The sequence below is a fragment of the Cytobacillus sp. FSL K6-0129 genome, from assembly GCF_038007625.1.
Lineage (GTDB): Bacteria > Bacillota > Bacilli > Bacillales > Cytobacillaceae > Cytobacillus > Cytobacillus kochii.
In genome coordinates, this window is record NZ_JBBOXM010000001.1 from 2,852,833 (window position 1) to 2,866,742 (window position 13,910).

Annotated in this window: 13 protein-coding genes; 3 read left to right on the forward strand and 10 right to left on the reverse strand. The window is 36.7% G+C overall.

Going from position 1 to position 13,910, the window contains the following annotated elements:
* Positions 1-150 precede the first annotated feature (150 nt).
* Together MHI57_RS14190 and MHI57_RS14195 are read left to right on the forward strand one after the other, a co-directional pair.
* Positions 151-945 carry a MerR family transcriptional regulator gene (locus MHI57_RS14190; RefSeq protein WP_095371474.1) on the forward strand — a complete coding sequence of 265 codons (795 nt, stop codon included), beginning with the start codon at positions 151-153 and terminating at the stop codon, positions 943-945.
* Complete coding sequence (locus tag MHI57_RS14195; RefSeq protein ID WP_095371473.1) at positions 920-2,653, forward strand: ABC transporter ATP-binding protein; 1,734 nt, start codon at positions 920-922, stop codon at positions 2,651-2,653. Before MHI57_RS14190 ends, MHI57_RS14195 begins: the two co-directional genes overlap by 26 nt.
* Before the next feature lie 36 nt (positions 2,654-2,689).
* On the opposite strand, the gene MHI57_RS14200 is transcribed toward MHI57_RS14195, so the two are convergent.
* From MHI57_RS14200 to MHI57_RS14210, 3 genes are read right to left on the reverse strand one after another with little or no spacing between them, the layout of a single operon-like run.
* Positions 2,690-3,709, reverse strand: a complete 1,020-nt coding sequence (locus MHI57_RS14200; RefSeq protein ID WP_340976931.1) for an ABC transporter ATP-binding protein — start codon at positions 3,707-3,709, stop codon at positions 2,690-2,692.
* 45 nt (positions 3,710-3,754) lie between these two features.
* Entirely contained in the window at positions 3,755-4,552 is a 798-nt protein-coding gene (locus MHI57_RS14205) for an ABC transporter permease (RefSeq protein ID WP_095371471.1), read from the reverse strand.
* Between the two features lie 8 nt (positions 4,553-4,560).
* Positions 4,561-5,364 carry an ABC transporter permease gene (locus MHI57_RS14210; RefSeq protein ID WP_095371470.1) on the reverse strand — a complete coding sequence of 268 codons (804 nt, stop codon included), beginning with the start codon at positions 5,362-5,364 and terminating at the stop codon, positions 4,561-4,563.
* A gap of 206 nt (positions 5,365-5,570) precedes the next feature.
* Between MHI57_RS14210 and MHI57_RS14215 the strand changes: the two genes are divergently transcribed.
* A complete protein-coding gene (locus MHI57_RS14215; protein WP_095371469.1) occupies positions 5,571-6,911 on the forward strand; it encodes a YjiH family protein in 1,341 nt (446 codons plus the stop codon).
* A gap of 64 nt (positions 6,912-6,975) precedes the next feature.
* Here MHI57_RS14215 and MHI57_RS14220 read toward each other — a convergent pair whose 3' ends face one another.
* The 7 genes from MHI57_RS14220 to MHI57_RS14250 all read right to left on the reverse strand — a co-directional run bounded on the left by MHI57_RS14220 (position 6,976) and on the right by MHI57_RS14250 (position 13,197).
* Positions 6,976-7,308 carry a hypothetical protein gene (locus MHI57_RS14220; RefSeq protein ID WP_095371468.1) on the reverse strand — a complete coding sequence of 111 codons (333 nt, stop codon included), beginning with the start codon at positions 7,306-7,308 and terminating at the stop codon, positions 6,976-6,978.
* Between the two features lie 130 nt (positions 7,309-7,438).
* Complete coding sequence (gene ybaK / locus MHI57_RS14225; protein WP_095371467.1) at positions 7,439-7,915, reverse strand: Cys-tRNA(Pro) deacylase; 477 nt, start codon at positions 7,913-7,915, stop codon at positions 7,439-7,441.
* Positions 7,916-7,963: 48 nt separating this feature from the next.
* A complete protein-coding gene (locus MHI57_RS14230) occupies positions 7,964-9,625 on the reverse strand; it encodes a glycoside hydrolase family 13 protein (protein ID WP_340976938.1) in 1,662 nt (553 codons plus the stop codon).
* A gap of 20 nt (positions 9,626-9,645) precedes the next feature.
* Positions 9,646-10,542 carry an NAD(P)/FAD-dependent oxidoreductase gene (locus MHI57_RS14235; protein ID WP_307316435.1) on the reverse strand — a complete coding sequence of 299 codons (897 nt, stop codon included), beginning with the start codon at positions 10,540-10,542 and terminating at the stop codon, positions 9,646-9,648.
* A gap of 311 nt (positions 10,543-10,853) precedes the next feature.
* Positions 10,854-11,246 (reverse strand): hypothetical protein, encoded by a 393-nt coding sequence (locus MHI57_RS14240; RefSeq protein ID WP_340976942.1) that lies wholly within the window; start codon positions 11,244-11,246, stop codon positions 10,854-10,856.
* Positions 11,247-11,429: 183 nt separating this feature from the next.
* Positions 11,430-12,011 (reverse strand): hypothetical protein, encoded by a 582-nt coding sequence (locus MHI57_RS14245; protein ID WP_340976944.1) that lies wholly within the window; start codon positions 12,009-12,011, stop codon positions 11,430-11,432.
* A 10-nt stretch (positions 12,012-12,021) separates the two neighbouring features.
* Entirely contained in the window at positions 12,022-13,197 is a 1,176-nt protein-coding gene (locus tag MHI57_RS14250) for a ParM/StbA family protein (protein ID WP_095371462.1), read from the reverse strand.
* Positions 13,198-13,910 lie beyond the last annotated feature (713 nt).

The following is a 13,910-nucleotide window of genomic DNA, read 5'->3' on the forward strand; positions in this document are numbered from 1 at the left end:
TTTCTTACATTTAATTCTCCAATAAGTGAGGAGAAAGGACCCAATAAATTCGACCGTTTATTGTGTTGAGCAACATCGAATAAGTTTTTTATTTTACCATTGTATTTAACGTAACGTGAGGTTTTATAATACTACATAAGGAGGGCTCTTATGACAAATGATTATTACCGTATTGGAGAGTTTGCTAAGAAAACAAATACGACCATTCGTACATTGCATTATTATGATGAGATTGGCTTATTAAAGCCCGCACGCACTAGCAAAACAGGTGATAGATATTATTCTACAAATGAAATATTAACAGTTCAAAAGATTGTTACTTTAAAATATTTAGGTTATCCATTAAATAAAATACAGAAGCTTCTCAACAACAATGAGTGGGATCTGCAACAATCTCTTTCGTTTCAACGAGAAGAGCTCGTTATCAAAAGACAGCAAATAAATCACATGATTAAAACATTAGACCATGCTCTTTCTATTTTAGAAGAAAATCAAACAGTTGATCCTAATATTTTCATTATGCTCATTAACTCCATTCAAATGGAAGCGGAGCATAAAGAATGGATGAGGAATTTTATCCCTGAGCATATGATTCAAGATATCTACAATATTTCTGATGAAAAACAACAACAATTAAACAAACGAGTCGCTAAAGAATTTGCAAACATAAAAAAGTTGGTGGGCACCGATCATAATGATGAGCATGTCCAATCAGTGGTTGCAGCCATTTGGGATATCCTCTATGACCTTTATCCCAACATAGAGGAAATCATTCTCCGCATAACAGAAATAAATGACGATATTGATCGCCATCTCGCCGAAGCTCCTGTTCTTTTCCCCTCTCCATTTACAGTGGAAGAAGAAGAATGGCTTGCCCAAGCTATCTCCATTTATCTAGAAAAGAAAGGAATGGAAAAAATTGAAGACAAAAAAGAAAACGACTAGTCTGTGGTCATTATTAAAAGGCGCAAATGTACCAAAGTGGATCATAATTGTTGCTTTGCTACTCAGCCTACTTGAAACCGCAGCAGGATTGGTCGTTCCGTTATTCACAGCTAATATGGTCGACCAGTTAGCTACATCTCGCCTTGAACTTTCGCTCATTGCATTATTAGGAGGCGCGTTCATTATCCAAACAATTGCCTCAGGTTTTTCCTTTTATTTAATGACTTATATTGGAGAGAGAATGGTTGCCTCTTTACGAAGGAAACTATGGGAACATTCCATCCATCTCCCAATTCCTTTCTTTGATAAGCATCAATCAGGAGAAACAATGAGCCGAATCACACAAGATACAAATATAGTAAAAACTTTGATTACACAACATATTATTACGTTTATAACGGGAATGATTTCAATCATTGGGGCAATTATTATTCTACTAATGATTGACTGGCGAATGACACTCATCATGCTTATTGCTGTTCCATTAGCCGTTCTTATAATCATGCCGCTCGGGCAAAAAATATATAAAGTCTCTTTATCTACCCAAGATCAAATGGCTGACTTTTCAAGCAACCTTGGTCGGGTCTTATCAGATATTCGACTTGTGAAGGCTTATCAAGCTGAAAAAACGGAGATTGAAAAAGGGAATAAAAACATTCAGCGCTTATTCCAATTTGGTTTAAAGGAAGCAAAAATCCAAGCTGTCGTCTCACCATTTATGACCTTTATTATGATGTTTGTTCTTGTGGTCCTAATTGGATATGGCGGCGTACGAGTCGCTTCAGGGGAATTATCTGCTGGTTCATTAGTAGCTATTATTATTTATATGTTCCAGATTGTTGTTCCATTTACCCAAATGGCTTCCTTCTTTACTGCTTATCAAAAAGCAATGGGTGCAACAGAAAGAATTCAGGATATGTTGAATACACCTACCGAGAATATGAATGAAGGAACAAAAGGGATAATCCATCCAGAGGAGATTACTTTTAACCAACTCCAATTCTCATATAAAGATGACCAGATTATTAAAGATATCAATTTACACATTCCAGCTGGAAAAACAACGGCATTTGTCGGTCCAAGCGGTAGCGGTAAAACGACCCTATTCGCTCTGCTCGAACGCTTTTATGGACCTAATGGCGGCCTTATTCTATTAAATGGTAAGCCAGCAGAGGAGTATGCTCTTGAAAATTGGCGGGAACAAATTGGTTATGTTTCTCAAGAGAGCCCGCTGATGTCTGGCACGATTCGAGAAAACTTAACATATGGCACGAAAAGAGAAATTAGTGAAGAGGAATTACTGCAAGCAACTACACAAGCTCATGCAGCAGAGTTTATAGAGAGATTGCCAAATGGTTTAAACACTGATGTAGGTGAGCGAGGAATTAAACTCTCTGGTGGACAACGCCAACGCATTGCCATTGCTAGAGCCATTATTCGTGATCCAAAAATCCTTTTATTAGATGAAGCCACATCGAATCTTGATAGTTCATCCGAACAACTCGTACAATCAGCTCTCCAAAATTTAATGAAAGGCCGAACAACACTCGTCATTGCACACAGACTGTCAACTATCATTGATGCCGACCAAATTATTGTTCTTGAAAATGGAAAAATCACAGGAAAAGGGACACACGATGAATTGATGCAATCTCACCCTTTATACGTACAACTCGCTACAAAGCAATTAAATATCAGTCAAACTTAAGCTGAGAGAGAGGCATATACCTCTACTCAGCTTCTTTTATGACCTACTTTTAACAGGAATAGGTTGCTCAACACCGTCAAAGCCTTCTTGATAAATACGACTAATAATTGATTCAATTTCAGGCTCTTCGACAGTTAAATCTTTTATATTATGTGTTTGTGTAATTTGTGTGATAACACCCGAAGCAGATATATCTTCTCGATTAAAGCGTATCCAATACTTACCTGCTTCTACTTTAAACACTTCTGCTTTTTCAAGCGTCAATGGCTTAGAATGTTCTTCTAGATCTACTACAAGAGTACGGATTTTCCCAAATCGATTTTTCACTACTGCCATTTCTCCATCATACACTTTCTGCCCGTGATCAATTAATACCATCCTCTTACAAAGTTGCTCGATATCTTCCATATCATGGGTAGTTAAAATAACTGTAATATCGCGTTCTTTATTGATTTCCTTTATAAATGTCCGCATCCGTTCTTTCGCCACTACGTCTAACCCAATCGTTGGTTCATCTAAGAATAAAATGGGAGGATCATGCAGTAAGGAAGCGGCAATGTCAGCACGCATTCTTTGACCTAAAGAGAGTTGCCTGACTGGCGTATTGATGAACTCATCTAACCCAAGAATTTCCGTAAATGTATCCATATTTTCTTTATAGCGGCTATGTGAAACTTGATAAATTTCCTTTAATAATTCGAATGATTCAATCGTTGGTAAATCCCACCATAATTGCGTTCTTTGCCCAAAGACAACACCAATATTTTTTGCATTTGCTTGGCGGTTTTCATAAGGAACAATGCCATTTACTTTAACCGTGCCCGCACTAGGTACAAGAATTCCAGTTAACATTTTAATCGTTGTTGATTTCCCTGCACCGTTAGGTCCGATATAGCCGACCATTTCTCCTTTATCCACAGTGAAACTTACATCCTTTACCGCATGCTTCGTATAAAATTCACGTTTTACAAGACTTTTCATGGCACCAAGAAAGCCGGTCTCACGTTTCGCAACTTTAAATTCTTTCATCAACTGATTTACTTCTATGATAGCCATTCTTTACCCTCCACTCTGTTTATGACTGCCAACCTTCACTACGCTTTATGAGCCCGTACTCTTATAACGGCTGAGTCCTAGCATCCAAATGTAATAGGCAATAATGAAGAAAACAATACCAACCAATGGTGAAAAATAACCAATATTTTCTGGAAAGTATGGCGTTTCTTTACCCAAGATAACGCTTGCAGGAAAATAATTCACAAAACCAAAAGGAACAACAAACGCCGTAAACCATTGCACCATTTTTGGATAAATGACTAATGGGTAATTCGTTAAGTTTCTTGCCGGATACATCACTACCCAATAAAATTGCTCCGATTTCGTTGTCCAAAAAGCAAAAGCTGAGATAATCACGAGCAAGCCACCTTGTATAAGGACTCCACCAATCACTGCAGCTAATAAAAATAGGACATTAGCAATGGTCCAATGAATGTGCAATTCTACACTTACCCAAATAAAAATAAAGATACTAAAAATAAACTGTCCAAAGGAAGCCACATCAAATTTCATCGCCATAAAGTGAAAAAAAGGATTAATCGGCCGCACTAAGAAACGATCAAATGTACCGTTCAAAATGTATGTATCAAGACTACGAAAATGGAAAAATAAAATAATGCAAAACCCCCAAGAAAGCACAGCTATCGCAAATAAAAATAACATCTCATAAAAATTCCATGTACCTAACTCCTGAAACTGATAGAGCATTACCCACATTGTTATCGCCGTTCCTGCATACGAGGTCAGCATCCCTACAATCCTCATAAAGAAGGCAAATCGGTATTGCAGCTGGGCCCTTATACCAGCAGCAACAAGTTTAAAATATAAATCAATATATCTCATGAATGTACTTATCCCCCTTGAACAACAACCTTCTGCGATGCTTTATTCCATACTAATCTTAAAAAGATATATGTAACGACCACCCAAAACAACTGAACCCCAATAGAAGTAAGGATTTGATATCCTGCAATCTCACCTATAAAGATTGCATTTGGAATGTAATAAATACCTTGAAAGGGCAAGTATGAGGCAAAGCTCGCGAGCCAACCTGGGAAAAACCACAATGGAATAACCGAACCAGATAGTAATGACATCGCAAAATAAAAGATATCCTCAACTCCGCCGGTTTCTACTAGAAAGAAAGTTAATAATCCAAAGGCCATTTCAATACAATAACGAATTAAAAACCCAATAAAAGCGGCAAATGAAAAAGCTAACCAGATAAGTGGATCGTTAGGTAATGAAAGGTCCATGAAGAAAAATAATATAATATACAAAGGTAATAGTGCAGTAATCATATAGAAAAACACACTGCCAAAGTCTGCGAATAAATAACGTAAAGGCACATCAAAAGGACGCATTAATTCCAATGAAATATCACCCGTACGCACTTTCTCTTGTATTTCCCAGAGAGGAGTCCCAGCCCCGTTTACACCTGAGAGAAATTGACTTACTACAATATATGTAAGCATTGCTTGAAAACTGACGCCACCAGCCTCTTCTCTACCCGCATATAACGCTGTCCAGATAGAACCCCACATTAAAAGAAAGATCACATTAGAACCGAGTCTAGACCAGACATCAAATCGGTACACAGCCGAACGTAGAAAAGACTTTTTGGCAAACGTCCAATACAATCGATAATTGAACATCTACTTCCCACCTGCTTCTTTAAAAATCACGTCATCTGCAAACATTTTAACATAATTTTACTAAGACTCACCCCTTTTAGTTTGACAATTATTAAAATTGACAATAGAATAACATCTCTACCATTTTTAAGTATAAGGTTGGCAATTAATATAGAATGAATTAAAATGTAGTCTGACTTATTTTTATTAGAAGGAGACATCAACTGATGCGTAAATATAAATTATCGGATATGTTGACCTTCCTCATTCCGTCAATTTTAGGTATCTTATTCTTTATGATTCCTATTAGTATTGATGGGGAGGTAACAATTCCTATCGCTATATTATCCGGCTGGATACAGGATTTATTAAATGGATCTATTCCACTTATTATGGTCGTTATTATTGTCCTTACTTTAGTAGGAACTTTGATTGCCAAGATTTCTCCTGCTATATTCAAAAACTCACCCTTTTTAAATAACCTATTCAATGTCACATATGGATGGGTAATTGTCCGCTTCATCGGGGCTGTATTTGCTGTTCTAACATATCTTCAATGGGGAGTTGAGGCAGTTTGGTCTACAGCTACTGGTGGACTTTTATTATTTGATCTATTGCCCGTTTTATTTAGTGTATTTTTATTTGCCGGCTTACTTTTGCCGTTATTAGTCAATTTCGGTCTACTAGAGTTATTTGGTTCTTTACTTACCAAGGTAATGAGACCACTTTTCAAACTACCAGGTCGTTCAGCAGTCGACTGTGTTGCCTCTTGGATTGGAGATGGTACAATCGGAGTACTTTTAACAAGCAAGCAATACGAAGAAGGCTTTTATACAAAAAAAGAAGCGGCTATTATTGGAACTACTTTTTCTGTTGTGTCTATCACTTTCAGTCTTGTTGTTATTTCTCAAGTTGGCTTAGGGGATTACTTTATTCCTTTCTACTTAACCATACTAGCAACAGGGATCATTGCAGCATTCATTATGCCTCGTATCCCACCACTTTCAAGAAAAGCGGATACTTATTATAAAGAGAAAGCAAAAGAAGCAGATGAGGACATTCCTAAAGGCTATAATTCTTTTACTTGGGGTATTGATTCTGCGATTAATAGAGCAAAGAAAAATAAAGATGTTAAGGCTTTCTTCACCGATGGCTTTAAAAATATTTTAGATATGTGGATGGGTGTTGCACCAATTGTTATGGCCCTCGGCACACTCGCGTTAATTTTAGCTGAATATACGCCTATCTTCACTTGGATAGGAATGCCATTTATTCCTATTTTAGAGCTTTTAGGACTACCTGAAGCTGCTGCCGCATCTGAAACATTATTCGTTGGGTTTGCAGATATGTTTTTACCTTCTGTCATGGGGGCAGGAATAGAAAGTGAAATGACACGGTTTGTCATCGCTGCTCTATCCGTATCACAGCTCATTTATATGTCTGAAGTTGGTGGATTACTACTAGGTTCTAAAATTCCTGTATCTTTCTTTGACTTAGTATTAATTTTTATTCTTAGAACAGTTATTGCTTTACCAGTTATTACATTGGTTGCTCATTTTATTTTTTAACCCCGTTATTCTTTCTCGGGAAATAATCTTATTCGCCACCTGTCATTCCTAACAGGTGGCGTTTTTATATACATTGAATAGATTGAACTTTTGATAGATGTATAACTAAAAAGATCCATCGGTTATGATAAAACCTCCAACCATACAACGTTTGCCCCTTTACGAAGGTTGGACAAAACCAAAGTTGTTCTCCATTTTTAAGCGCCATACAGTGAATACGATATAATCCTTTCACACAAATTTGTTTCAAAATGAATTCAGGTTGTTCTTCAGGTAGATTGGGCATTTTTTTTGGCGGTTTATAAGAAGGGGGCGTTTGCTGGAATGTACCTATATCCATATTTTTTAACAGTTTCCCTTTAATACCTTTTGGTTCATGTACGTTAAAATGACTCATATTAATCACCTCATGCACATCTTATGTGAAAAGTGACTATTTGGACTCACACCTCTTTAGAAATTACTATAATCCCTATCCAGAAAACAAAAAAATGCCTGCAGTAACATCTTCTGAGGCATTTGGTATTTTATTGAGCGATCTCGTATAATTCTGCACTTGTCATTTTAATGAGGTCTTGCAACGTTAATTCTATCTGAGTACCTAATTTACCCCCACTAACAATCATACTTTTCAAATCCTTTGCTGATGCATCGATAATAGTAGGATATTGTTTTTTCATACCAATTGGTGAACAACCTCCACGAATATAGCCGGTAATCTTCTGAATATCTTTCACATGGATCATTTCAATTTTCTTCTCACCTGACGCCTTAGCAGCCTTTTTCATATCCAGTTCCTTATCGACTGGAATAACAAAGACATAGTTTTGTTTACTTGCACCGACTGTCACTAATGTTTTAAAAACCGTTTGACCTGATTTCCCCGTTTTTTCTGCCACCGAAAGACCATCTATTTTTCCATCCGCGACATCATAAGTCATGATCTCATAGCTTACTTTCGACTGATCTAATAACCGCATCGCATTTGTTTTTCCTTTTGCCATTCATCTACATCTCCTAGAAATAACGAAAAAATATATATTTATATTTGCTTATGTTCGATAAACTCTAGCTTCATATGGACGGAGTTCCATTTTCTTAGATAGCGATATATCGCCTTGTGCTTGATAGTTCCATAATAATAGTTTTGAACTATCCCTGACAAGTTGGTGATTTAAATTTAAAGTTACGTTACACTCAGACAGGTTTACTATAACCAGAAACCTCTGTTCTTCATCTTCTCTTGTATAAGCAAAAATCTGTTTATGATTTGGAAAAAGAAGATTATATTCACCCTCAATAAAAGTAGCGTGAGTTTTCCTTAAAGTAATCATCTCTTTGTAAAATTGCAATACAGAATGATTTGAATTTTTTTGGAGAGTAACATTGATTTTAGTATAATTTTCATTTGTCTCCATCCATGGTTTGCCCTCTGTAAAGCCTGCGTTTGAATCAGAACTCCACTGCATAGGTGTACGGCTATTATCACGAGAAGAAGCCCAGATGAGTTTCATAATCTCTTTGTGTGGCCAGCCTTTCTGTTGTTTGTCCTTATATAGATGATGAGTGAGGATATCATAATAGGAGGACATCCCTTCGAAGTGCACATTCGTCATGCCTATTTCTTGGCCTTGATAAATAAAAGGTGTACCTTTCATAAAGAAGTACATACATGCTAAGGCTGTGGCGCTTTCATACCAATAATCTTTATCATTTCCCCAAGTTGAAACAATTCTCGGCTTATCATGATTTTCGAGAAATAGAGCATTCCAACCGTCTGAAGCTAGCGCGACTTGCCATTTTGTTAATACTTTTTTCAGAGCAATGATATCCAGGATTGGGTTTTCTTCTGCATCCCATAAACCAAGATGCTCAAATTGAAAGACCATATCCATTTTTCCTTGATCTTTACCAACCCAAAGAAGAGACTCCTCTGCACTAACCCCATTTGCCTCCCCAACCGTAACGACTGGGTACTTCCCATACGTTTCTTTTTTTAATTCTAAAAGCCAATCATGTATTCCAGGTTGATTCATATGCTTCGAGAAAGAAGGAACATATGTCTCTTGATTAGTTGGAGGGATGTCTGGTAATCCTGGGCTTTTCTTGATATGACTAATCGCATCAATTCTAAAGCCGTCTACTCCTTTTTCTAGCCACCAATTGACTGTATCGTATAGTGCATGACGCACCGCTTGATTTTCCCAGTTTAAATCTGGTTGTTTTTTAGAGAATATATGCAAATAATATTCATCCGTTTCTTCATCAAATGTCCATGCAGAACCACCAAATATACTGGCCCAGTTATTCGGCTCTTGCCCATCTTTTCCTTTTCTCCAAATATACCAATCTCGCTTTTTCGATTCCTTGCTAACTTTCGACTCTATAAACCATGCATGCTCATCACTTGTATGGTTTAAAACAAGATCAATAATTAGTCGCATACCTCTTTGATGCACTTCTTCTAATAATTGATCAAAGTCATTCATTGTCCCGTATTCAGCTAGAATTGCTTGATAATTTGAAATGTCATAGCCGTTATCATCGTTAGGAGACTGATATATCGGACAAATCCAAATCAAATCAATCCCAAGTTCTTTTAAATATGATAGGCGTTGAATAATGCCTTGTATATCCCCAATGCCGTCCCCATTTGAATCTTGAAAGCTTCGCGGATAGATTTGATAGGCAATTGCGTTTTTCCACCAAGTCACATCCCATTCCTCACCTTCTACTAACGATTAATTAATGATTTATGAATCCATATGGCCGCCTGAGAGCCTTCACCCATAGCAATTGTCACTTGTTCTGAATGAGCCACAACATCACCAGCAGCCCAAACATGAGGGACATTCGTCATTTTCGAGCGCCCATCCGTTATAATATGCTGATTACCTAAACGTTCTACTCCTAATTTTGCTGCTAAGTCTGATTTTACATGATTCCCTCCATAAGCAATAAAACCCCTCTCACCTTCTACAATCTGCCCAGATTCCAATCGAACTCCCCGAAACGATGAGCCATCTGCCAATACTTCGGCTATTTTCTCTTCAATCACTTCGATTCCTAATTTCTCTAACTGTTGATAAGTTTGTGGATAAACTTCTTTTTTCTCATCATTAACGAATATTATTGAATTCGTCCAATAAGCAAGCGTCAATGCCATATTAGCACCCGTGTTTCCAGAACCCATCACAACCGTTGTTTTATCCTTCACCTCATACCCATCACAGTCTGGACACACGTACACAGTCAAACCTAGACATGGGCCGAGCGATTCATAAGGGGGAATATGGTCCATGATTCCTGTGGCAAGTAATAACCGCATGCCTCTATATTGCTTATTACTTCTTGTGTAAATAATGAACTCCTCTTCCTCGTATACAATGTCTACCACTCGTTCATCTTGATAATGAACACCATATTTCTCTCCATGCGCTCTTCCGATTTCCCTAAGATAAGGGCCGCTTACGCCATTAGGATAACCTAATATATTATGATAACTTTGACAAATTGACGATCGACCTTGATTATCATCAAGCACTAACACTCGGTGTTTATAACGACCTAATTGAATCGCTGCCTGTAACCCTGCGATTCCACCACCAATAATGATGCATTCGTATTTCATACTCCTCATCCCTCCTCATTTTCATCTTCGTATTGTTTCCAAACGGATGAAAAAAAATGAAAAAGGGCAACAAAAACTTATTATCCACAACAAATAAATTAACTTGTGGATAAATTATATATATTCACAGGGTTATACACATACGAACAAACGCTTGGTTTAATAGCTTTTCTCCGTGATATAAATAACTTCTTCCTTTGAATCCATTTCACCTTTTTAAGTTATCCACTTTTTGTTGTGGACAACTGTTGATAAGTGCTAATATTCTTTAAATTCTTTTCAAGTGACTTGATTATTAACTTTTTAGTTACTCAGACTTGCGGCACACTCCTTTTTACTTTGTTTATTTCTGGAGGAGCTCTTCTTTTAGTCGCGGTTCTTCCTTTTTCGCTACTCATTTCTTGGGGTACTCTCTTTTTAGTCGCGATTTCCCCTTTTTCGCTACTCATTTCTTGAGGGGCTCTTCTTTTAGTCGCGATTCTCCCTGTTTCCCTACTTATTTTTTGAGGAGCTCTCTTTTTAGTCGCGATTCTCCCTGTTTCCCTACTTATTTCTTGGAAAACTCTCTTTTTAGTCGCGATTCTCCCCTTTTCGCTACTTATTTCTTGGAAAACTCTCTTTTTAGTCGCGATTCTCCCCTTTTCGCTACTTATTTCTTGGAAAGCTCTCTTTTTAGTCGCGATTCTCCCTGTTTCCCTACTCATTTCTTGAGGAGCTCTTCTTTTAGTCGCGATTCTCTCCTTTTCGCTACTTATTTCTTGGAAAGCTCTCTTTTTAGTCGCGATTCTCTCTCTTGTTCCCTAATTAAAGACATATCTTCACAGGCCCGCCCAACATAGGTTCAAAAATAACAAAAAGGTTGCCCACCCACGTCGGCAACCTTCCTGCTATTTATTCATATGTGACAAAAAACCACCTAATAAATCATCAATATCTTCTTCTTCGGCTTCTTCCTTATGTGTTTCTGGTTCGTTTTTCTTCGCTTGATTCCAATCGAAACTATCTAGTTCATCTTCAAACGTCGCATCGTCAGCAGGTTCTTCCGCCGCAGCAGTTTCCTGCCATTCATCAACAGGGGTAACACCTGATTCTTCTTGCAAATATAATGCTTCATCGATATTAGATGAGCCACTATTTAAAGAGGCTAATAATGCTGTGGCTCTGAGTGGGTCGGAAATAAGCTGATACACAATACTTCCGAGTAGTGCCTCAGAATGCTCATGTTTTAGCCAATCCTTTTGAACCTTTGTTAAGTGTTTCGGAAGTGGAATCGTAATAGCTTCTCTCTCATTACTCTTATTTTGATTGACTCCCGCAAGGACAATTTCTGCAACCTTACTAGAAAAATTTCTTCTCTCTGTTGTTTTTAATCTTTGTAGCTCTTTTAGTAAATAATCTGGTGTATCGGATGGTATTCGGAATGAAATTGACTGACCCCTTTTCAATTCCGAAGAAGCTGGTTTTTTCATCAAAACTCACCTAGTTTGATTTAACAGGTTTCTTATCCTGCTTATCTTTGTTTGTTCTTCTTGCATAATCTGCAACCAATTTATAATAGGCATTCGCCATCATCCAAATGCTTTCTTTTTCATCTTCAAAAAAGTCGATGTTAAAGCCATCTAAATTATTATTCAATGTCTTGAGGTAATCTTTTAGGACGATGGAACCACCACCAACAAAATAGCATATCTCAGTTTGCGAATTTTTTTGCCATACGTTTCTTAATAAACGATATTGCTTCTTCGCTAAGTCTAAAAGAATGCGATCTGTAATGTCATGAACGCTTGTGCGGCTACCTTTAACCATAATATGGTTGCGATTGTTTTTTCTTGTAATAATCTCCACGACATCGCGGCGACTATCAAGCTCTATACCATGTTTTGATCTTATTTCTTCTCTAATCGCTTCTAAAGATTCAGACACACCTAAATTAAAGCCCTGAGCTTTATCATCATCCACATTTCGATCTTTAATGACAGCGATATCTGTTGATAAACCACCAATATCTTGAATAAGTATGCGTTTATCTATTAAGTCTTTATTAATAATATTTAATTGATTGTCCATCACCAAATTAATGAATGCAGCAAAGCCTTCAGGATATACTTTAACATCATCAAATTTAATATTAACCTTTATCCCTTGGTATTTAGGTGTAATTAAAAATTCAACTTGATGAACAGAACCCATTAATTTAGAACGATAACCCGAATCCTTACCTTCTTTTGCTTCTCTCAATGGAAGTCCTGTACCTAATAAATAATTCGCATCAACCACATTACCAGATCTCTTAAATGTAGCTCCTTTTTCTTCGTTAACTGCATCCAATGCCAATGCTGTAAATAACATGACCAATGTTTGATCTTCTTCAGATTTACTACTGCCTGGATCAAGCTCTGACGCGTTATCACTTTTGGTTGCTAAATGTCCCACACGATAGATTGCATTATTCTCTTTCAAAGCAGGGGAGTGGACACGAATATGTATGCCATCTAGCGGATCCTTACTATTTAGCTCTTCAATTCCAATGACTGGTCTATCCTCAATATCTCTTGCTACGACATTCGGTAAATTAAGCTCGTTCTCTACCTTACCAAAAATAGCTTTAAGCGAATCATTACCAACATCGACAGCCGCAATTCTTGCATTCGTCATCTCTTATCCAACCCTTTCATTCTCATAAATTTGAGTTAATAGTTTAAGAGTAATAGAGAATGGAGTAATAAGCAATGAAACAGGGAGAAAAGTTACCAAATCGTAAAAACGTAAACAAACAGCAAAATTACGCATACTTGTATACTTTAATGTTTACAAGAAAACAAAACTCGCACACACCTTGATATATCAACATGTATACATTTTTGCATACTTGTATACATAAGAACCATCATACGTAAACAATAACGTAAACTTGCATACTTATTTCGTTTACATGTATTCAATTACAGACTACATGTAAACATAAACCTCCCTACCTCTTAATTTGTTTATAAAAAATATTAAAGGGAACGATACTATCATGCCCTTAGGGAGGTCTATTCGAAGTGTATAAAAGATAGTATCAGAATCATTTAAGTAGAAAATACTATCAATGGTTTATAGTTCCCGCTAGTGGGTCTTCGGAATTCACATATAATTATCAAAATTTCCTGAAATGTAATCAACATGATTAGAATTTTTGATAAAGTTCACCTATTATAATTGTACCTAAAAACATATTATTTCATTATCCGAATAATCTTAATATAATTTTTAAAAAAAGGAGCATTCCCATTAAATCAATATTTATACGTTTATATTGCTAAAATATACTTATCTTTGATTTGACAAAAATCTGAAAAACATTATTATAGTATAAGTAAAAAAAG